The sequence below is a fragment of the Ruegeria arenilitoris genome (genome assembly GCF_013035315.1).
GTDB classification, from domain to species: domain Bacteria; phylum Pseudomonadota; class Alphaproteobacteria; order Rhodobacterales; family Rhodobacteraceae; genus Ruegeria; species Ruegeria arenilitoris_D.
In genome coordinates this window covers 431379-450937 of the sequence record NZ_WQHP01000001.1, presented here as the reverse complement: position 1 = coordinate 450937, position 19559 = coordinate 431379, and the positions used below count along the sequence as shown (strand labels likewise).

19 protein-coding genes are annotated in these 19559 nt (G+C 59.4%); 11 read left to right on the top strand and 8 right to left on the bottom strand.

The window, feature by feature from the left end; all coding sequences use genetic code 11:
- Nucleotides 1–9 precede the first annotated feature (9 nt).
- The gene (locus tag GOV53_RS02245) at nt 10–1305 is read left to right on the top strand and encodes an MmgE/PrpD family protein (RefSeq protein WP_170463962.1); all 1296 of its coding nucleotides are present in this window, start codon (nt 10–12) and stop codon (nt 1303–1305) included.
- Here the strand turns inward: GOV53_RS02245 and pyrC are convergent.
- Nucleotides 1302–2339, bottom strand: coding sequence for a dihydroorotase (gene pyrC, locus GOV53_RS02240; protein WP_170463960.1), 1038 nt, complete (start codon nt 2337–2339; stop codon nt 1302–1304). The two genes, GOV53_RS02245 and pyrC, sit on opposite strands and share 4 nt — an antisense overlap.
- Nucleotides 2340–2492: 153 nt before the next feature.
- Between pyrC and GOV53_RS02235 the strand changes: the two genes are divergently transcribed.
- The 3 genes from GOV53_RS02235 to GOV53_RS02225 are packed head-to-tail and all read left to right on the top strand — an operon-like array spanning nt 2493 to nt 5200.
- Complete coding sequence (locus GOV53_RS02235) at nt 2493–3401, top strand: AAA family ATPase (protein WP_170463959.1); 909 nt, start codon at nt 2493–2495, stop codon at nt 3399–3401.
- 4 nt (nt 3402–3405) lie between these two features.
- Complete coding sequence (locus tag GOV53_RS02230) at nt 3406–3951, top strand: AAA family ATPase (RefSeq protein WP_170463957.1); 546 nt, start codon at nt 3406–3408, stop codon at nt 3949–3951.
- A complete protein-coding gene (locus GOV53_RS02225) occupies nt 3944–5200 on the top strand; it encodes a vWA domain-containing protein (RefSeq protein WP_170463955.1) in 1257 nt (418 codons plus the stop codon). The genes GOV53_RS02230 and GOV53_RS02225 overlap by 8 nt, the downstream gene beginning before the upstream one ends.
- 3 nt (nt 5201–5203) lie before the next feature.
- On the opposite strand, the gene GOV53_RS02220 is transcribed toward GOV53_RS02225, so the two are convergent.
- Complete coding sequence (locus GOV53_RS02220; protein ID WP_170463953.1) at nt 5204–5704, bottom strand: hypothetical protein; 501 nt, start codon at nt 5702–5704, stop codon at nt 5204–5206.
- Between the two features lie 241 nt (nt 5705–5945).
- Between GOV53_RS02220 and GOV53_RS02215 the strand changes: the two genes are divergently transcribed.
- The 5 genes from GOV53_RS02215 (at nt 5946) to GOV53_RS02195 (ending at nt 11847) form a co-directional block, all read left to right on the top strand.
- Nucleotides 5946–6914 carry an XdhC family protein gene (locus GOV53_RS02215; protein WP_170425334.1) on the top strand — a complete coding sequence of 323 codons (969 nt, stop codon included), beginning with the start codon at nt 5946–5948 and terminating at the stop codon, nt 6912–6914.
- Nucleotides 6911–7912: a molybdopterin-binding protein gene (locus GOV53_RS02210; RefSeq protein ID WP_170463951.1), complete on the top strand. Its 1002-nt coding sequence runs from the start codon at nt 6911–6913 to the stop codon at nt 7910–7912. Before GOV53_RS02215 ends, GOV53_RS02210 begins: the two co-directional genes overlap by 4 nt.
- Nucleotides 7913–8061: 149 nt before the next feature.
- A complete protein-coding gene (locus tag GOV53_RS02205; protein WP_170463949.1) occupies nt 8062–8547 on the top strand; it encodes a (2Fe-2S)-binding protein in 486 nt (161 codons plus the stop codon).
- Between the two features lie 54 nt (nt 8548–8601).
- Nucleotides 8602–10962, top strand: coding sequence for a xanthine dehydrogenase family protein molybdopterin-binding subunit (locus tag GOV53_RS02200; protein WP_170463947.1), 2361 nt, complete (start codon nt 8602–8604; stop codon nt 10960–10962).
- A gap of 93 nt (nt 10963–11055) precedes the next feature.
- A complete protein-coding gene (locus GOV53_RS02195) occupies nt 11056–11847 on the top strand; it encodes an FAD binding domain-containing protein (RefSeq protein WP_170463945.1) in 792 nt (263 codons plus the stop codon).
- Nucleotides 11848–11892: 45 nt separating this feature from the next.
- On the opposite strand, the gene GOV53_RS02190 is transcribed toward GOV53_RS02195, so the two are convergent.
- The gene (locus tag GOV53_RS02190; RefSeq protein ID WP_170463943.1) at nt 11893–12792 is read right to left on the bottom strand and encodes a MurR/RpiR family transcriptional regulator; all 900 of its coding nucleotides are present in this window, start codon (nt 12790–12792) and stop codon (nt 11893–11895) included.
- Between the two features lie 89 nt (nt 12793–12881).
- On the opposite strand from GOV53_RS02190, the gene GOV53_RS02185 reads away from it, so the two are divergent.
- The gene (locus GOV53_RS02185; protein WP_170463941.1) at nt 12882–13661 is read left to right on the top strand and encodes a 3-keto-5-aminohexanoate cleavage protein; all 780 of its coding nucleotides are present in this window, start codon (nt 12882–12884) and stop codon (nt 13659–13661) included.
- Nucleotides 13658–14983 (top strand): aspartate aminotransferase family protein, encoded by a 1326-nt coding sequence (locus tag GOV53_RS02180; RefSeq protein ID WP_170463939.1) that lies wholly within the window; start codon nt 13658–13660, stop codon nt 14981–14983. The genes GOV53_RS02185 and GOV53_RS02180 overlap by 4 nt, the downstream gene beginning before the upstream one ends.
- 84 nt (nt 14984–15067) lie before the next feature.
- Here GOV53_RS02180 and infC read toward each other — a convergent pair whose 3' ends face one another.
- From infC to GOV53_RS02155, 5 genes are all read right to left on the bottom strand, one after another.
- Nucleotides 15068–15529, bottom strand: coding sequence for a translation initiation factor IF-3 (gene infC, locus GOV53_RS02175; RefSeq protein ID WP_437436788.1), 462 nt, complete (start codon nt 15527–15529; stop codon nt 15068–15070).
- A gap of 248 nt (nt 15530–15777) precedes the next feature.
- Nucleotides 15778–16611: a ferredoxin--NADP reductase gene (locus GOV53_RS02170; protein ID WP_170463937.1), complete on the bottom strand. Its 834-nt coding sequence runs from the start codon at nt 16609–16611 to the stop codon at nt 15778–15780.
- A gap of 108 nt (nt 16612–16719) precedes the next feature.
- Entirely contained in the window at nt 16720–17127 is a 408-nt protein-coding gene (locus tag GOV53_RS02165; RefSeq protein ID WP_170425309.1) for a DUF934 domain-containing protein, read from the bottom strand.
- On the bottom strand, nt 17124–17885 hold the full coding sequence (locus tag GOV53_RS02160; protein ID WP_170463935.1) for a phosphoadenylyl-sulfate reductase: 762 nt from the start codon (nt 17883–17885) through the stop codon (nt 17124–17126). Before GOV53_RS02160 ends, GOV53_RS02165 begins: the two co-directional genes overlap by 4 nt.
- Complete coding sequence (locus GOV53_RS02155) at nt 17875–19539, bottom strand: nitrite/sulfite reductase (protein WP_170463933.1); 1665 nt, start codon at nt 19537–19539, stop codon at nt 17875–17877. Before GOV53_RS02155 ends, GOV53_RS02160 begins: the two co-directional genes overlap by 11 nt.
- Nucleotides 19540–19559 lie beyond the last annotated feature (20 nt).

Below are 19559 nucleotides of genomic sequence, written 5' to 3'. Positions count from 1 at the left end.
ACTGCGGCCATGACAGACTTTACCGCATCTCTGGCAGCCTTTGCGGCGGGCCCCATCACGACGACCTTGCAAACGCGAGTTGTCACGTCTCTCTCTGTTTTGGACTGGATCGCTGTCGGGCGCGCAGGTGTGGATGAGCCTGTGTCGCGCGCCGTGCGTGATTTGGTTCTGGGCGAAGGTGGTGCAGAACAGGCGCGGTTGTTCGGCGGAGGTGCTGCGCCATTGCGCGGAGCGGCCTTGGTGAACGGCACGGTCTCCCACGCGTTGGACTACGATGACACGCATTTCGCCCATATCGGCCATCCATCGGTTGCCGTGCTGCCTGCTGCATTGGCGGCAAGTGAATGGGATGATCGCATTCTGGTCGATTTCCTTGAGGCGGCTCTGGTAGGCATGGAAACTTCAATCCGCATCGGGCTCTGGCTCGGGCGCGACCATTATCAAGCGGGTTTTCACCAGACTGCGACATCCGGGGCATTTGGTGCAGCTGTGGCTGCAGGGCGCATACTGGGCTTTGATGCGGTGCAGATGCAAAAAGTTCTGGGCCTGACGGCGACCCGCGCCGCTGGGTTGAAAGCGCAGTTTGGCACGATGGGCAAACCCTACAACGCTGGTCTTGCGGCCTCTGCCGGGGTCGAGGCCGCGTTGCTTGTGGCGGGAGGATTTGATCCCAATACACAGGCACTGGAAGGCGCTTATGGCTTTGGTGCAACGCATAAGGGACAGGCGGATACGGCGGCAGCTCTGGATGGTTTAGGAGAGGACTGGCTGTTCGAAAGCGTCAGTCACAAGTTTCACGCCTGTTGCCACGGCCTGCATGCCGCGCTTGAAGCAGCACGGGATCTGGACATTGCCGAGCCCGAGGTGGCCGAGATCAAGGTCAAGACCCACCCGCGTTGGATGAGCGTTTGCAATCAAACGTCGCCGACAACTGGTTTGGGTGCCAAATTCTCATATCGCACCGTGATTGCGATGCAGGCGCTTGGTTACGATACGGCCTTGCCCGCCAGTTTTTCGGAAAAGGTCTGCGCTGATCCGCGGCTGAGGTCTCTGCGGGACCGGGTCGCCGTTGAGGCAGACGAAACCCTGTCAGAAACGCAGGCGCATCTGACGCTGCTGCGCCGTGACGGTGCCCGGATGGAGGCCACGCATGATCTGCTGGCCCCGATGCCGCTGTCAGATCGTGAGGATCGCGTGCGCGGCAAGGCCGCCAAGCTGATCGGGAATGATGCGGCGGACGCGACCTGGTCGATGCTGCGAACCGGAGGCCGCGCCCGCGATTTGTCAAAGATGCTGGCGGGTTAAACCACGCGCCAGTGAAGCGGGAAGCCCGGATTAAAAACCGTCACCGGTCCATCGCCGGATTCGATCTTGGCGGGATACTCAACCGGTTCGCCCTTTGTCATTGTGATGGTCTCGTCGTTGACCGGCAGGCGATAGAAACCCGGTCCGTTCAGCGACACGAACCCTTCCAGCTTGTCCAATGCGCCTTCGCGGTCGAACATCTCGGTCACCAGTGACATCGTGTTGGTCGCGGTGAAACAGCCGGCACAGCCGCACGCCATTTCCTTGTTGTCATCCGTGTGCGGGGCACTGTCGGTTCCCAGGAAATATCGCGCGTCGCCCGAGGTTGCGGCGGCCAGAAGTGCCAGCCGGTGTTCCTCGCGTTTCGCAACGGGCAAGCAGTAGTAGTGCGGTTTGATCCCGCCCACCAGAATGTGGTTGCGGTTGATGATCAGGTGATGCGCGGTGATCGTAGCGCCAAGGTCGGCGTCGTTGGCTTTGACGTAATCGACGCCGTTCGAGGTGGTGATATGCTCCATCACGACGCGCAGGCCGGGCGTTGCCCTGCGGATCGGATCCAGCACGCGGTCGATGAACACGGCTTCGCGGTCGAAGATGTCGATCTCGGCATCCGTGACCTCACCATGCACGCACATCGGTAGGCCAATCTCGGCCATTTTTTCCAGCACCGGGCGCACCTTGTCGAAATCGCGAACGCCCGAGGCCGAGTTCGTCGTGGCACCCGCCGGGTATAGCTTGACCGCCTTGACAAGACCGCTGGCGTGGGCCGCTGCCATGTCCTTGGGGTCTGTATCCTCGGTCAGGTACAGTGTCATCAGCGGTTCAAACGTCATGCCGTCGGGCAGCGCGGCCAGGATACGGTCGCGATAGGCGGCGGCCTGATCTCCGCGTACAACGGGCGGAACAAGGTTGGGCATGATGATCGCACGTCCAAAATGGCGCGCGGTTTCGGGAAGGACGGCCTGCAGCATAGCGCCATCGCGCAGGTGCAGATGCCAGTCGTCGGGGCGGCGGATCGTGAGGGTATCGGTCATGGCCTTCCGCTAGCACAGCGGACCCGATGGCGAAAGACCCTCAATGGGTCCCAGACCTTGTCAACTCATCCGATCGTCGTAAGTCCCGGAAAGGACACGGCCTTGACGCGCGGGCATGGTCGTGACCTGTTGTGCCAAGGGAGAGACCAGAACATGACACAGCCAGAATCCATCGACGCCGTTCAATCCATGCTTGGCGAACAAGGTTATGTCTGTGGGCGGGCGTTGGCGACAGTGGTGTTCCTGTCACTGAAACTGGGCCGACCATTGTTCCTGGAAGGTGAGGCCGGCGTGGGCAAAACCGAGATTGCCAAAGCGCTGGCTGCCGGTCTGAACCGTCGCCTGATCCGGCTGCAGTGCTATGAAGGGTTGGATGCCTCTTCCGCCGTCTATGAATGGAACTTTCCGGCGCAAATGGTTGCAATCCGCACGGCCGAGGCCTCGGGTGGCGCAGATCGCGGCGCGCTGCAGTCCGAGCTGTTTTCGGACGAGTACCTGATCGAACGCCCGCTGCTGCAGGCGATGCGGCCGGACGAAAATGGCGCTCCGGTTCTGTTGATCGACGAACTGGACCGAACGGACGAACCGTTCGAGGCCTTCTTGCTTGAGGCGCTCAGCGACTTTCAGGTGACGATCCCCGAGTTGGGCACTGTGAAGGCCCCGGAACCGCCCATTGTCATCGTCACTTCAAACCGCACGCGCGAGGTGCATGATGCGCTGAAACGGCGCTGCCTCTATCATTGGGTCGACTATCCCGATTTCGACCGTGAGATCGAAATCCTGCACGCTCGTGCCCCGGAAGCCGCCGAGGCGCTTAGCCGCGAGATCGTAGCCTTTGTTCAGCACCTGCGCACCGAGGATCTGTTCAAGAAACCCGGCGTGGCCGAAACCATCGACTGGGCGAAATGCCTGCTGGCGTTGGACGTCATCAACCTGAGCCCCGAGGTGATCGGGGATACTTTGGGTGCGATCCTGAAATACCAGGACGACATCCAAAAGCTGCAGGGGTCCGAGGCCAAGCGCATTCTGGACGAAGCCAAAGCGGTGTTGGAGCCTGCCTGATCCGATGGCGACGGCTCCGGTCATTCATATTGGCGGTTGGCCGGGTGTCGGCAAAATGACGATTGGACGGATTGTTGCAGAGAAACTGGGCGGGCGCTTGATCCACAATCATTTGATGCTGGACGCGGCTCGGGCAATCTACGCGCGAAACACACCGGAAAGCGTTGAAATGCGGGGAGACGTGCGTAACGCCATTCTAAGTCACGCGCGGCGGCTACCAAAAGAAGTACCGATTGTCTTCACCGACGCTTTGGCGGACGAACCGGCTGCTGTTCCGTTGTTTCAGCCAACACTGGATTTTGCAAAAAGTCGGAACGCGCAATTGCATTTGTTTGTGCTGGACGCTTCGGTGCAGGAAAACCAGCGACGGCTGCGGGAACCGGGCCGCATTGGGGGGAGCAAACTAACAGACCCTGACGTTCTTGCAGCCATTCGGAGTTCGGAGGAGTTGTTTGTGCCCGAGACTGCGATTGTCCTGGATGTAACCGATTTGACCGCTGAGGCTGCAGCGGCTGTCATTTGCCAGCATGTGGAGCAAGCGCATGGCTGAGCAGATACCACTGGACATCCCCGACAATCCCAAGCTGGCGCAAAACATTACCCATTTCGCGCGTGCCTTGCGTAAGGCCGGGTTGCCCATTGGGACGGGCAGGGTTGTTGACGCCATTCGCGCCGTGCAGGTGGCTGGATTTACCGAGAAACAGGACTTTTATTGGACGCTGCACGCCTGTTTCGTGAACCGACCGGAACATCGAACCGTATTCGCGCAGGTCTTTCGGCTGTATTGGCGCGACCCCCGGTATCTGGAGCACATGATGTCCATGATGCTGCCTGCTATTCGCGGCGTTCAGGAAGAACGTAAGGCGGACGCTGCCGAAAAGCGCGCGGCCGAGGCGTTGCTGGACGGTGTCGAACAAGACTTGCCAGATGTCGCAGAGCAAGAAGAAGAGAATGAGCTTGAGATTGACGCCTCGCAGACGGCATCGTCCGAGGAACGTCTGCGGAGCCTCGATTTTGAGCAGATGAGCACGTCCGAGATCGCACAAGCAAAGCGGATGCTGGCGCGGTTGACGCTTCCGGTGAAGCCCATTGAATCTCGGCGCGGCCAGGCAAGCCATTTAGGGCATCGCATCGACCGGGCCAGAACGCTGCGCGCCGCCATGCGGCAGGGCGGAGAGCTGCATGAAATTTTGCGTCAAAAGCCTAAGCCGCGTTGGCCCAATCTGGTTGTGCTTTGCGACATCTCCGGGTCGATGAGCCAGTACAGCCGGATTGTTCTGCACTTCCTGCATGCCGTCTCGAACGCCAAGGGGGCAGGCTGGGCCAAGGTGCACGCCTTCACCTTTGGCACGCGGCTTACCAACATCACCCGCCACCTTCAGCACCGCGATGTGGATGCCGCGCTGGCCGCTGCCGGGGCCGAGGCGCAGGATTGGGAAGGCGGCACGCGGATCGGAGAGTGCTTGCATGCCTTCAATCGGGACTGGTCGCGGCGGGTCATGGGGCAGGGCGCGGTCGTCCTGCTGATCTCGGACGGGCTGGACCGGGGTGATCCCGAAGCGTTGGGAAAAGAGATGGAACGACTGCACCTGTCCGCACGTCGATTGATCTGGCTGAATCCATTGCTGCGGTGGGATGGGTTCGCACCCAAGGCCCAAGGCGTGGCGGCTATGCTGCCCCATGTGGACAGTTTCAGGGCAGGCCACTCGATTGCGTCGCTCGAAGATCTGGCTGCCGTTATTTCAAAACCCGACGATGTGGGTGAGAAAGCGCGGCTGATGACCGCGCTTTCGACCTGAGGGTCAGCTCAGCTGTTCTTCGTTGCACTTACGCGCCATTTCCATGGCCTTGTAGGTGCCGGTCAAATCAACGGTAAATCCGAAGTCCTTTTCCGGGAAAACGACCATGACCTTTTGTTTGGCAATGTCATCGGCGAACTGCGGATCATCCGACAGAACATACCCGCCCGAGTACCCTTTGGTGATATTGCCGCGCATGCCGGTGGCTTCGCCCACATAAAGATTTTCGCCCAGCAAAATCGCCACGGCTTCTTTCTCACCGCGCTTGATGTCGGTTTCTGCCTTGGTGAACACACCCACGTAGCCGACGCCACGGTCTTCGGTCAGGCCCATCTGGACCACGTTTTCCGAGTCATCAGCGGCTTCGATCAGGCAGGATTTCTTGTCCTGGTCGATGAATACTTTCCAGCCCTCAACCTCGCCGTAGCGCAGATATGTGTCCGCAGCTGCGACGGTCGAAGTAAACAGGCCAAGCGCCAGTCCGAGTGTAAGAATTCGTTTCAACTCTCTGTCTCCGTTGTGAAAAATTTATATGCGCATACTGGAATGCAGCAATTGCCCGTGTAGGCTAGAATCTGGGTTCGGCGCAATCAATGATTTGTGGGCGACAGTGGCATCTGGGCTTGTATACGCCGATGCCGGCCCAGGGCTAAGTGACGGCGAAATACAGGATGTTCGCCTTTAGGCTTACTTTTCATTGCGCCAAACCTGCCTATGTTGGACCTGAACACGCCGGGAGGGTGCAATGGACAGATTCGACAACAGCCCTGAGACGGCCCTGAAATGGCATGCCGAGGGTCATCCGACGGCACTGGCTACGGTTGTTGAAACCTGGGGCAGTGCGCCGCGCCGCGTGGGTGCTCAGTTGGTGATCGCTGGCGACGGCCGGATCGAGGGTTCGGTCTCTGGCGGCTGCGTCGAAGGTGCCGTCATCGTCGAAGCGCTGGAGGCGATGGACGAGGGCGAGGCGCGGTTACTGGAATTCGGCGTTAGTGACGAGGATGCCTTTGCCGTCGGTCTGGCCTGCGGCGGTACGATCCGCGTTTTGGTCGAGCCTATAGGATCGGTCCTTCCAGAACCCATGTTGCGTGACTTGGTTGCGGCCCGCGCCCGGCGGGAGCCTGTGGCATACGAGGTCAACGTTGAAACCGGCCACAGAGCGTTGCGCCGCAATGCCTATGCCAACCGAATGCGTATGGACCGATCCGGTTTTGAAGAAGACGGGCAGACATTCGTTGCCGTCCACAACCCTCCGCTACGGCTGATCATTGTGGGGGCCGTCCATATCGCTCAGGCGCTGGTACCTATGGCGCGGATTGCCGGGTATGACCCCGCCATCATCGATCCGCGTGACGCCTTCGCCTCAAGCGCGCGCTTTCCCGGCGAAAAGATCCTGACCGACTGGCCGGACGAGGCCGTTGCCAAGCTGGGCATGGACACACGGACCGCCGTGGTTCTTTTGACCCATGACCCAAAGCTGGATGATCCGGCATTGGAGTCTGCCTTGCGCGCGGGAGTGTTCTATATCGGGGCGCTCGGTTCCACGCGGACCCACGCGAAACGTGTAGCGCGGTTGACCGAAGCCGGGTTTTCTGAGGCTGAGATCGCTCAGATCCACGGTCCCATCGGCTTGGACATTGGCGCGGCGGACCCATCCGAGATTGCGGTGGCCATTCTTGCCCAGATGACAGCTGTTCTAAGGGGCAAAGCGTGAAGTTCGGTCCCGTTCCTATCGCAGAGGCCACGGGCGCAATTCTGGCGCATTCGGTGCAAGTCCAGGATGCCAAGCTGCGCAAAGGGCTTGTTTTGACAGCCGACCATTGTGACCAGCTTGCTGATGCCGGGTATGACGAAGTCACAGTGGCGCGGCTGGAAACCGGAGATTGTCACGAAGACGAAGCCGCCGAGCTTTTGGCTGCAGCCCTTGCACCGGACCCGCAAGCTGTGGGTTTGCGCGTGACGCAGCCTTTTACGGGGCGTGTGAACCTGTTGGCGGACGGGCCCGGTGTCGTGGACCTGGATGCCGAGGCGTTGCAGGCGTTCAATTGCGTAAACCCGATGATCACCGTCGCGACGGTGCCGCAATATCAGCAGATGGGCCCGGGTGGTATGGTCGCCACGATCAAGGTGATATCTTACGCTGTTCCGCGCGAGGATGTGTTGAAAGCCACCAATCTGGCCCGCGCGTCCATTCGCCTGGCGGCCCCGGTCCACAAAACCGCTGGGCTGATCGTAACGGATATTCCGGGCGGCCCCTCCAACGAAAAGGGCATCGCGGCCATTCGCGGCCGGGTCGAGGCGCTGGGGCTTGAATTGGATGAGGTGCAGATCGTACCTCACAAACCCGAACCATTGGCGCAGGCAATTTCGGAGGCATCGGGTGATATTGTGATGATCCTGACCGGCTCGGCCACGTCGGATGTGTTCGATGTCGCGCCTCAGGCCGTGCGCGCCGCAGGCGGTCATGTGGATCGCTTTGGTATGCCGGTCGATCCCGGTAACCTGCTGTTTATTGGCGCGCTTGAACAGCGTCCGGTGATCGGTCTGCCGGGCTGCGCGCGCTCTCCGGCGCTGAACGGCGCGGACTGGGTTCTGTCCCGCGTGGCCTGTGGGGTGGAAACGACCGGGGCTGATATCGCGGGTATGGGGGTCGGAGGGCTGCTCAAGGAAATTCCCACACGACCGCAGCCAAGATCAGGGCGCAAAGCGTAACCCGACCGCCGATTTTCGAATGGCCTAGGTGGATTTAACGCCAAAGGCGACCCCTACGAACGTCGGATACAGGCGCTAAATATTTTTGTTCTCAAACAATTTTTCCCGTGTTTAACTCGGAACGGGAGATTTCATATTGGGAGGAAAATATGACACAGGTCTCAATGACCGTGAACGGGAAATCCGTGAGCGGTGATGTCGAGGGCCGGACACTGCTGTCCAGTTTCCTGCGTGACCACCTGTCGCTGACCGGAACCCATGTGGGCTGCGATACCGCTCAATGCGGAGCCTGCGTTGTCCATGTGAACGGTGAAGCGGTGAAATCCTGCAACATGCTGGCGCTTGAGGCGGATGGGGCTGACGTAGGCACCATCGAAGGACAAGCCAATCAGGACGGCTCCTTGAACGTGATCCAGCAGGCATTTCAGGACCATCACGGCTTGCAGTGCGGGTTCTGCACACCCGGAATGGTCATGAGCGCGGCGGCCCTGCTGAAAGAGAACCCGCGCCCGACCGAAGGTGAGATACGCAAGTATCTGGAAGGCAACCTGTGCCGCTGCACGGGATACCACAACATCGTCAAGGCGATCATGGCCGCATCAGGCCAGGACGTAGGTCACATCGCTGCCGAGTAAGGCAGAGATTGAGAATTTTCGACGAAAATTCCTTTCCAGGGAGGAGAACAAGCAATGCCCAAAGACAGTGGCATCGGAGCCAGTTCCAAGCGGCGTGAGGACGTACGCTTTCTGACCGGAGCAGGCAATTACACCGACGACATCAACGTGCATGGCCAGGCCTATGTGCATTTCCTGCGGTCCGATATTGCGCATGGTCGGATCAAAAACATCGACACTTCGGCAGCTGAGGCCATGCCCGGCGTGGTCAAGGTATTCACCGGAAAAGACTTTGAAGGCGTGGGGGGTATCCCATGCGGTTGGGAAGTCACGGATAAGCATGGCGCGCCCATGCAGGAACCGCCGCACCCAATTCTGGCGCAGGGCAAGGTACGGCATGTGGGTGACCCGATTGCAGCCGTTGTGGCCGACAGTCTGGAGCAGGCGCGTGACGCGGCCGAGGCGATCGACCTTGATATCGAGGAGCTGCCCGCCGTTCTAGACATGAAAGCCGCCGCCCAAGACGGGGCGACGCTGGTCCATGACGATCTGAAGAACAACATCTGCTACGACTGGCAGTTGGGCGAAACCGACGACGCAAAGGTTAACGAGGTTTTTGCCAATGCGGCCCATGTGACGACGCTGGATCTGGTCAACAACCGGCTCGTCGCCAACCCGATGGAACCGCGTGTGGCTGTGGCCGAGTATAGCCGCGGAACCGAAGAGTATACGCTCTACACCACCTCGCAGAACCCGCATGTGATCCGGCTGCTGATGTGCGCCTTTGTTCTGGGACTGCCCGAGCACAAAGTACGCGTAGTGGCCCCGGATGTGGGTGGCGGTTTTGGCACCAAAATCTTCCACTACGCCGAAGAGGCGTTCTGTACCTTTGCCGCAAAAGTCTGCAACCGTCCGGTCAAGTGGACCGCCAGCCGGTCCGAAGCGTTCATGTCGGACGCGCAAGGCCGCGATCACGTCAGCAGGATCGAACTGGCGCTGGATGCGGACAACAACTTCATCGGTCTGCGCACCGATACCTACGCAAACCTGGGCGCTTATCTGTCGACCTTCTCCAGCTCGGTTCCGACCTGGCTGCACGGCACTTTGATGGCGGGCAACTACAAGACGCCAGTCATTCAGGTGAATGTTAAGGCGATGTTCACCAACACAGTGCCGGTCGACGCGTACCGCGGTGCTGGCCGGCCCGAGGCGACCTATCAGCTAGAGCGCGTGGTTGACAAAGCTGCACGCGAGCTGGGCGTTGATCCGATTGCATTGCGTCGTCAGAACTTTGTCACTCAGTTCCCCTATGACACGCCGGTCGCATTGACCTACGACACCGGGGACTACAACGGCACGATGGACAAGCTGGAATCTGCTGCTGATCTGGCAGGTTTTGCCGCGCGCCGGGCTGAAAGCGAGGCCAATGGCAAGCTGCGTGGTCTGGGCATCAATTGCTACATTGAGGCCTGCGGCATCGCGCCGTCTAACATCGTTGGTATGCTGGGAGCCCGCGCAGGACTCTATGATGCCGCGACCGTTCGGGTGAATGCTACCGGGTCGATCAGCGTTATGGTCGGTGCACACAGCCACGGGCAGGGGCATGAGACCGCCTTCCCGCAGGTCGTGGCCGACATGATCGGCATCGACGAGTCGATGGTCGAGATCGTGCATGGAGACACCTCGAAGATCCCGTTTGGGATGGGTACCTATGGGTCCCGTTCGCTGGCAGTCTGTGGTTCGGCCATGGTTAAGGCGACCGAAAAGGTGATCGAGAAAGCCAAGAAGATCGCAGCTCATTTGCTGGAGGCGTCCGAAGCCGATATCGAGCTGAAGGATGGTCAGTTCAGCGTTGCTGGCACCGACAAATCGGTGGCTTGGGGTGATGTGACCCTGACGGCCTATGTCCCGCACAACTATCCTTTGGAAGTTGAGCCGGGTCTGGAAGAGACCGCGTTTTATGACCCGGCCAACTTTACCTTCCCGGCAGGTGCTTATGCTTGCGAGGTCGAGGTTGACCCCGAAACCGGTCAGGTCAGCATCGAGAAGTTCACGGCGGCGGATGACTTTGGCAACATCGTCAACCCGATGATCGTGGATGGACAGGTCCATGGCGGCATTGGTCAGGGGATCGGTCAGGCATTGCTTGAGAACTGTGCCTATGACGAGAACGGCCAGCTGCTGAGCGCGTCCTTCATGGACTATGCCATGCCGCGTGCTGACGATGTTCCGTTCTATGGTGTCGATCACTCCAGCCAGACGCCGTGCACGCATAACCCGCTGGGTGTGAAGGGCTGTGGTGAGGCTGGCGCGATTGGCTCACCTCCTGCGGTCGTCAATGCGGTTCTGGATGCGTTGAACTCGGGTGGCAAGGCCGTCGATCATATCGACATGCCAGTGAGCCCGTCGCGCGTCTGGGCGGCGATGAACAGCTAAGTGACAAGGGTGGACCGGGGGCCGGCCCCGGACCCCCGAGGTATTTTTAGCCAGATGAAGGGCGGATCCGCGCCTTTCGGAAAGGAAAACGAAATGTACAATTTCGAGTTTGAGAAACCCTCGACCATAGCTGATGCGGTCGCCGCGTTGGGGCCCGAGGACGCGCAGGCGTTAGGAGGCGGGCAGACGCTTATCCCGACGTTGAAACAACGGTTGGCAGCGCCTTCGTCCTTGGTTTCGCTGAGTGGGATAGCCGAGATGCAGGGGGTCTGCGTCGAGGATGATGGGTCTGTCGCCATCGGCGGAGCAACTCCGCATGCCGTTGTCGCGAGCGAGGCGGCCAGCAGCTATCCCGCTTTGGCGGCGCTGGCGGGGCAGATCGGTGATCCTGCGGTCCGCAACCGCGGTACGATCGGCGGATCGCTGGCGAACAACGATCCGGCAGCCTGTTACCCGGCCGGTGCCTTGGGATCAGGTGCGACGATCATTACCAACACTCGTCAGATTGCAGCAGATGAGTTCTTTGAGGGGATGTTCTCAACGGCTTTGGATGAGGGCGAGATTATCACTTCGGTGCGCTTCCCGGTGCCACAGGCTGCGAGCTATCAAAAGTTCCTTCAGCCCGCGTCACGTTTTGCGCTTGTCGGTGTCTATCTGGCGCGATTTGCAGATGGGGTGCGTGTCGCCGTAACGGGAGCCAGTGAAGATGGTGTGTTCCGCTGGTCCGAAGCGGAAGAAGCCCTGAATAAGGAATTCCGTGCGGATGCCCTGACCGGGCTGAGCATCAACCCGGCTAACATGATCGCAGACCTGCATGGCAGCAAAGCGTACCGTGCGCATCTGGTGAGTGTCATGACCAAGCGGGCCATCGAAGCCTGTATGTAAATTCCAAACAATCCGAGAAGCCCCGGCGTCACCGCCGGGGCTTTTCTATGTGCGCCTGATTCTGGGGGGCTGGGACGGCCGCCAATAGGCGCCCGTGTCCTCTCGGGATTTTTGGTAAGCGTCGACCCGCTCGCGCGCGGCGTCTCCACCGGCTTGGAACAGGTGGCCCAGAAGGCATTCCAGAACCACCATTGCCCCGGCGTAGCTTGAAAAATGGTGGAGCGACCGGGTGCTGACCGGAAAGACAACATCTGGTTCAATGCCGGGGGCGATCACCTCGCTGTCGGCGATCAGGATTATTGGCATGGATTTGCGCCGGGCTAAGCGCATGGACTGGATAGTATCAGAGGAATAGGGGCTGACTGTGATCGCGATCAGGCAGTCACCGGGGGTGGCGTCCAACAGATCATCGGTAGCGGCCCCCATGTGGCGCGGGACTAGGCGCAGGCCGGGGTGCGCCATGCGACCGGTATAGGAAAAATAGTACGACAACGCATAGCTTGCGCGCGTTGCCGTAACAAAGCACCTGTCAGACCGGGTCATGATCTCAACCGCTTGCCTGACTTTGTCCGGATGCATGAGGCGCAGGGACCGCATGACCACGTTCTGCGCGTTCTGAGCGAATTGGGCCTGAGCTTCACTGAAGGTATCGCCGTCTTGCATGTCGCTGAGCCAAGATTGGCTCATATGGTCCTCGCTGTCGGTCACAAGGGCGGTGCGGAACGGGGCGCGAAAAGCCTCGAATCCGTCGAAACCCATGCGTTGGGCCAAGCGAACCAGCACGTTTGAGCTGACGCCGATCTTGGCAGCGGTTTCGCGGATTGGGTCCAATCCGAAATCCGCTGGGTGATCCAGGATGTACTTCGCGGCTGCCTGCAGACCGGGGGGCAATTGGTCGATCTGTTGTCGCAACGCTTCGGTGATTTGGTTCAAAGGCTGGGTCATGACCTTAGAAAAACAAATGTTATGAAGATTGCAAATTGAAAACGAGTGCTAGACGGATAACTGAGGGGCAACTTGCTAAGGATTGCCCGATGTCTGAACCCGTGTCTCATACTCAAACTGCGCCCAAACCGTATGTTCTTGTCGCGCCAAACGGTGCGCGCCGGGGATCAGTGGATCATGCAGAGTTGCCGGTTGGTTTAGAGCATATCGTTGCCACTGCGCAGAATTGCTTTCGGGCGGGTGCGGACGGCCTTCACCTGCATGTGCGCGATGATCGGGGGCAGCATACGCTGGACGCGGGGCGCTATCTGGAAACGATTGCCGAGTTGCGCCGGGTAGTGCCAGATATGGATGTCCAAATCACGACCGAAGCTGCGGGCGTTTTTGATGTGGCCGCGCAATTGGAGTGTCTGCGGAAGGTGCGGCCGGAATGGGCCTCGATCTCGGTGCGAGAGGTTGCTCGTGCGCGTGAGCTTGTCAGTACTTTGTATGGATTGTGCGAGGATCAGGGAACTCGTGTTCAGCACATCCTTTACGACCGAGAAGATGCGGCCTTGCTGGCGGACTGGCAGGGGCGCGGAATTGTGCGCACAGAGCAAACAGATCGGTTGCTGGTTCTGGGGCGATACAGCTCGGGTCAGCAATCCGCGCCAGAAGATCTGGATCAGTTTCCGCAAGACCCCTCGCGATGGATGGTCTGTGCCTTTGGCCGGCAGGAACATGCATGTTTGTTGACGGCCGCAAAGCGCGGAGGTGACGTTCGGGTCGGGTTCGAAAACAGTTTGACTGACAAGGACGGAAATACTTGGGCAGATAATGCAACGTCCGTAGCGTCGCTGGTTGCGGCTTTGAAAGGAGCGCAGGAATGAGTAGTCATGTTTTTCCACGTCACACGAAATCGGAACTTCCGGTCGCTGTGGGTGGCGACGGGTGTTACCTGATCGACGCGCAGGGGCAGCGGTATCTGGATTGCGGTGATGCTGCAGTGTCATGTCTGGGGCATTCAAACCCTGCGGTAATCAACGCCGTGCAGGAGCAGGTCGAAAGGATTGCTTTTGCGCATACCGGTTTCATGACATCCGAACCGGCGGAAGCCTTGGCGGACCTGCTTATCGAACATGCGCCGGGTGATCTTGACCGTGTCTATTTTGTTTCCGGTGGGTCCGAGGCGACCGAGGCGGCGATGAAGCTGGCCCGGCAGTACTTCCTTGAGATCGGACAGCCCGAGCGCCGCCGGGTGATTGCGCGGCGGCAGAGTTATCATGGCAATACCCTTGGTGCCTTGTCCGCAGGGGGCAATGAGTGGCGACGGGCTCAGTTCGCCCCGATGCTGATTGAGATGACGCATATTGCTCCGTGTTATGAATATGCCGAAAAGCCGGATGGTGAGAGCAGCTATGACTATGGCCAGCGCGTCGCCAACGAATTGGAGACCGAGATTTTGCGTCTTGGTCCCGAGACGGTCATGGCCTTCATGGCAGAACCGGTTGTCGGGGCGACCTTGGGCGCGGTGCCTGCGGTTGAGGGGTACTACAAACGTATCCGCGAGATTTGCGATCAGTATGGCGTCTTGTTGATATTGGATGAAGTGATGTGCGGCATGGGGCGGACTGGGCATCTGTTTGCCTGCGATCATGACGGTGTTGCGCCGGACATTCTTTGCATCGCCAAGGGTTTGGGGGCCGGGTATCAGCCGATCGGGGCGATGATGTGCACCGGCAAGATATACGATGCGATCGGGGATGGCTCGGGGTTTTTTCAGCACGGTCACACCTATATCGGCCACCCGGTGGCCACAGCGGCAGCCTTGGCGGTCGTAACCGAACTGACCTCGCGCGAATTGCCTGCGCGGGCCGGTGTTATGGGGAACAAGCTGCAATCGGCGCTGCAGGCCGAATTCGGCCAACACCCAAATGTCGGCGATATCCGTGGCAGGGGTCTGTTCCGCGCGGTCGAACTGGTCTCAGACCGTGAAACGAAAACGCCTTTTGATCCGACACATGGCGTTGCAGGCAAAATCAAAAAGGCCGCGCTGGCCGAGGGACTGATTTGCTATCCGATGTCCGGCACGCGGGACGGGCGGCTTGGGGATCACGTACTGCTGGCCCCGCCATTCATCATTGAAGACACTCAGATCGACGAACTGGTCGGCAAGTTGAGCCGGGCAATCGCTGCGTCGATCCCGGCTTGAGACACTTCTTCTCTCGTTTAAGTCCACAAAAAAACCCTGTCAGAGCGCTGTTCGACAGGGTTCCAATTTCGATAAGTGCCGGGCTTACTTTTGAGGCAGCGGGCCGATCATCATGATCATTTGACGGCCTTCCATCTTCGGCATGTTTTCGACCTTGCCGATTTCTTTGATGTCCTCGGCCACACGTTCCAGCAGCTCACGGCCCAGGTTCTGGTGCGCCATTTCGCGGCCACGGAAGCGCAGGGTCACTTTGACCTTGTCGCCTTTTTCCAAGAACTTCACGACGTTCTTCATTTTGACGTCATAGTCATGCGTGTCGGTGTTGGGCCGAAACTTGACCTCTTTCACCTCGATGACTTTTTGCTTCTTGCGGGCTTCGCTTTCGCGCTTTTGCTGTTCGTACTTGAACTTACCAAAGTCCATGATCTTGCAGACCGGAGGGTTCGCGTTGGGCGAAATCTCAACCAGGTCGAGGCCGGCATCGGCGGCAAGTTGCATGGCTTTGGCGGGATGAACCACCCCGACGTTGTCACCGTCTGCGCCAATCAGGCGAATTTCGGGGGCACGGATTCTTTCATTGACGCGCGGTCCGGTATCTCGTTGCGGCGGCGCGTTGTGAGGTCTGCGGGCTATGGGTTCATTCCTTTGATGATTGCAGAAATTCGAGCCCGAAATTTAGACCGGCCTGCACGCCGATTCAAGCGGCATAAACAACAGCCAACATGAAAATTCCGGGTTTTGTCAGAGGTTTTTGTGGGTTCCGGGGCAATTTACCCCGGAACCGCTGTGTTGGATTAACCAACAAAGGCTTTTTCGATGACGAATTCCTTAGGTTCGGAGTTTGCGCCTTCGCGCAGGCCGAACTCTTCCAGAATCTCTTTGATGTCCAGGTTGAAGGCCAGCGAACCACAAACCATGGCGCGGTCGGTGTCCGGTTTGATCCCGCCTTCGATACCCAGATCAGCAAACACGGTGCCGTCTTTCAGCAGGTTTGTGATGCGGCCCATTTTGGGGCTCTCTTCCCGCGTGGTGGTCGGGTAATAGCGGATCTTGTCCGCGAAACCTTCGCCCATCAACTCGGCCAGCATTTCGTCCTGACGGATGCTTTCGATCAACTGACGGCCATACTCCAGCTCGGCCACTTCGCGGCAGGTATGGGTGATGATGACCTCATCGTAATCCTCATAGGTCTGCGGTTCGCGCAGCAGCGACGCGAAGGGGGCGAAACCAGTGCCGGTGGCAAAGAACCACAGGCGTTTACCGGGCAGCAGAGCGTCATGCACCAGCGTGCCAACCGGCTTGGGCCGCAGGATGATCTGGTCGCCCGGCTTGATGTGCTGCAGCTTTGAGGTCAGCGGACCGTCCTGCACCTTGATTGAGTAGAACTCCAGCTCTTCGTCCCACGAAGGCGAGGCGATCGAATAGGCGCGCAGCAGCGCCTTGCCGTTGTCGCCCAGCAGACCGATCATCACGAACTCGCCCGAGCGGAACCGCAAGGACGCAGGACGCGACACCTTGAACGAGAACAGGCTGTCGGTCCAGTGTTTGACATCTGTTACTGTCTGGGCGTCCGGAAGGACGGGGGCCTTAACGGCGGTTGCTTCGGTCACGGGCTTCATCTCTGTCATCGTTGTCACTGTCGGTTCGGTAAACCGACATCTCCGTTTAATCTTTGATCCAAGTCAGGAAAAGGGGCTTAATGCCCCTTTCAAGTCACAAGCTGGCGATTGTCGGTCTTAGCCGCGCAGGCGGGCCTGATAGTTGTGGTTCTGCCAATCGGAACGGGCAAGCCACTGATCTTCGGGCTGGCGTGTCGCCAGTGCATTGTCGATCTCGACCTCGTCAAACCCACTGCGGCGCGCCATGGCATATTGGTCAGCCAGAACGTGGCCCTTGGCGCGCAAGCGGCCTGTATAGCCTTTCAGTCGCAACACGCGTGCGATGGTGAAACCGCGCCCATCGGCCGAGGACGGAAAGTCCACACGGACCATCTGGGCGCTGCCCAAACGGTCAATCAACTCATCGGGGTCGGTGTCCGAGGCCACGTCCAGCGCCACCACGTCATTGGCCGCGTCTTCCAGAGTGACAAAGCCATCGGTCCAGTCATCGGGGGCAAAGCCCTGATCAGTTACAATAACGTTCATGTTTTCTCTCCAGCGCGCACCATCTTGCCGTCGACAAAATGGATGCCGCATTCTTCTTTGTTCTGATCGCGCCAGCGTCCGGCGCGGGGGTCTTCGCCTTCTTTGACCGGCGAGGTGCAGGGCGCACAGCCGATCGAGGGGTAACCTTTGGCCACCAGCGGATGCCGGGGCAGGTTGTTTTCGTCCATGTAGGCGCGCACATCTTCGGGCGCCCAGTGGGCCAGCGGGTTGACCTTGATCCGGCCGGTGCCGTCTTCGACCTCGAAAAAGTCGAGCGCGGCGCGGGTTCCGGACTGAAACCGTTTGCGCCCGGTGATCCAGCCGTCATATCCCGCCAAAGCCTTTTGCAGCGGAAAGGTCTTGCGCAGGTTGCAGCAGGCATCCGTGTCGCGCAGGCGCAGTGCGCCATAAGGGTCTTCGCGTTGCACGTCCTCATCCTCGGCGCGGATGATCTGGACGTTCTTCAGGCCCAGACGTTCGCTGACCTCGTGCTGGTATTCCAGCGTCTCAGTAAACAGCATCTGCGTGTCCACGAACAAAATCGGGGTCATCTTGTCGACCACAGCGGCCATGTGCAGCAACACTACCGACTCCGCACCGAAGCTAGAGACCAGAGCAAGCTCTTCGATCTCTTCCAGCGCTCCATGCATGACATCATGGGCGCTGTGGTGGCGGAACCGGGCGTTCAGCGCGTCGACCTGTTCGGTCAACTCCGCGCGGTCTTTGCCCAGTTCCGTCTGGATCAGGTCAAGCGGCATTGGCCTGCGCCTCGGGGTAAAGCGCCGCTTTGAACGGAGCCATGCCTACGCGGCGATAGGTTTCGAGGAACGTTTCTTCGGCGCTGTCACGCTGTTCCAGATAGGTGTCCACGATGCGCTCCACTGCCGGCACGATCTCATCATAGGCAAAACCCGGACCGGTGCGGTCGCCAACGGCCGCAGTTTCGGTCGCGTCCCCACCCAGAGTGATCTGGTAGTTCTCGACGCCTGCGCGATCCAGACCCAGGATGCCAATGTGACCCACGTGGTGGTGACCACATGCGTTGATGCAGCCCGAGATCTTGATCTTCAGGTGGCCGATATCATGCTCCAGCTTCAGCTCATCGAAACGAGTTGCGATCTGCTGGGCAACCGGGATCGAACGTGCCGTGGCCAGCGCGCAGTAATCCATGCCGGGGCAGGCGATGATGTCGCTGATCAGGCCGATATTGGCGGTAGCCAATTCGTACTCTTTCAGCTTCGCGTGAATCGCGGGCAGGTCCGATTTGTGGACATGCGGCAGGATCACGTTCTGCTCATGGCTGATGCGCAGCTCGTCATAGGCGAACTCTTCGGCCAGATCGGCCATCACACGCATCTGCTCGGCAGTTGCATCGCCCGGCGTCTGGCCGTGCTTCTTGATCGAGATCGTGACGATCGCGTGGTCCGCGTTCTTGTGCGGCGCAATGTTTGTATCGACCCACGAACGGAAAACCGGATCGTTGGTGTAGGCACTTTCGAACGACGCGACCGATGCTTCGCGGAAGGTCGGAGGCGCAAAGTGGCCCTTGATCTCTTCCAGCAGGTTCATGTCCGCACCCTTGAACTGCGGGCGGACCTGCAGGAAGCGTTCGTTGACCTTGGCGCGGATAGCGTCGATGCCATGCTCGTGCACGGTGATCTTGATGCGCGCTTTGTACTTGTTGTCGCGGCGGCCGATTTGGTTCCAGACGGACACGGTGGCTTCGAGATAGGCCAGCAGATCGTCAAAGGCGACGAATTCGGACAGTTCTTTACCGATCATCGGCGTGCGGCCCAGACCGCCGCCAACGATGACGCGGGCACCCAGAACACCGTCACGCTCGACCAGTTGCAGACCGATGTCATGCGCTTTGATCACAGCGCGGTCGTTCTCGGACCCGGTGATAGCGATCTTGAACTTACGCGGCATGAACTGGAATTCCGGGTGGTCGGTCGACCACTGACGCAGCAGTTCGGCGTAGGGGCGCGGGTCGGCGACCTCATCCGCGGCGGCACCGGCGAAGTGGTCGGCGGTCACGTTGCGGATGGTGTTGCCCGAGGTCTGAATGGCGTGCATGCCAACCTCAGCCAGCGCGTCCAGCATGTCCGGAACGTCGTTCAGTTTCGGCCAGTTGTACTGAATGTTCTGACGGGTGGTGAAATGGCCATAGCCCTTGTCCCACTTTTCAGCCAGCAGAGCCAGTTGACGCATCTGTGCGCTGGACAGCGTGCCATAAGGGATAGCGACCCGCAGCATGTATGCGTGCAGTTGCAGATACAGGCCGTTCATCAGGCGCAGAGGTTTGAATTCGTCTTCGGTCAGCGAGCCGTCAATACGACGCTCGACTTGGGCGCGGAACTGCGCATTACGTTCTGCCAAAAATGCTGTGTCGAACTCGGAGTAGCGATACATGATTAGCTGTCCTTAGTTGC

Coding starts and splice junctions, on each gene's coding strand:
- GOV53_RS02245 (WP_170463962.1), top strand. CDS start 10: ATGACAGACTTTACCGCATCTCTGGCAGCCTTTGCGGCGGGCCCCATC.
- pyrC (WP_170463960.1), bottom strand. CDS start 2,339: ATGACCGATACCCTCACGATCCGCCGCCCCGACGACTGGCATCTGCAC.
- GOV53_RS02235 (WP_170463959.1), top strand. CDS start 2,493: ATGACACAGCCAGAATCCATCGACGCCGTTCAATCCATGCTTGGCGAA.
- GOV53_RS02230 (WP_170463957.1), top strand. CDS start 3,406: ATGGCGACGGCTCCGGTCATTCATATTGGCGGTTGGCCGGGTGTCGGC.
- GOV53_RS02225 (WP_170463955.1), top strand. CDS start 3,944: ATGGCTGAGCAGATACCACTGGACATCCCCGACAATCCCAAGCTGGCG.
- GOV53_RS02215 (WP_170425334.1), top strand. CDS start 5,946: ATGGACAGATTCGACAACAGCCCTGAGACGGCCCTGAAATGGCATGCC.
- GOV53_RS02205 (WP_170463949.1), top strand. CDS start 8,062: ATGACACAGGTCTCAATGACCGTGAACGGGAAATCCGTGAGCGGTGAT.
- GOV53_RS02200 (WP_170463947.1), top strand. CDS start 8,602: ATGCCCAAAGACAGTGGCATCGGAGCCAGTTCCAAGCGGCGTGAGGAC.
- GOV53_RS02195 (WP_170463945.1), top strand. CDS start 11,056: ATGTACAATTTCGAGTTTGAGAAACCCTCGACCATAGCTGATGCGGTC.
- GOV53_RS02190 (WP_170463943.1), bottom strand. CDS start 12,792: ATGACCCAGCCTTTGAACCAAATCACCGAAGCGTTGCGACAACAGATC.
- GOV53_RS02185 (WP_170463941.1), top strand. CDS start 12,882: ATGTCTGAACCCGTGTCTCATACTCAAACTGCGCCCAAACCGTATGTT.
- GOV53_RS02180 (WP_170463939.1), top strand. CDS start 13,658: ATGAGTAGTCATGTTTTTCCACGTCACACGAAATCGGAACTTCCGGTC.
- GOV53_RS02170 (WP_170463937.1), bottom strand. CDS start 16,611: ATGACAGAGATGAAGCCCGTGACCGAAGCAACCGCCGTTAAGGCCCCC.
- GOV53_RS02165 (WP_170425309.1), bottom strand. CDS start 17,127: ATGAACGTTATTGTAACTGATCAGGGCTTTGCCCCCGATGACTGGACC.
- GOV53_RS02160 (WP_170463935.1), bottom strand. CDS start 17,885: ATGCCGCTTGACCTGATCCAGACGGAACTGGGCAAAGACCGCGCGGAG.
- GOV53_RS02155 (WP_170463933.1), bottom strand. CDS start 19,539: ATGTATCGCTACTCCGAGTTCGACACAGCATTTTTGGCAGAACGTAAT.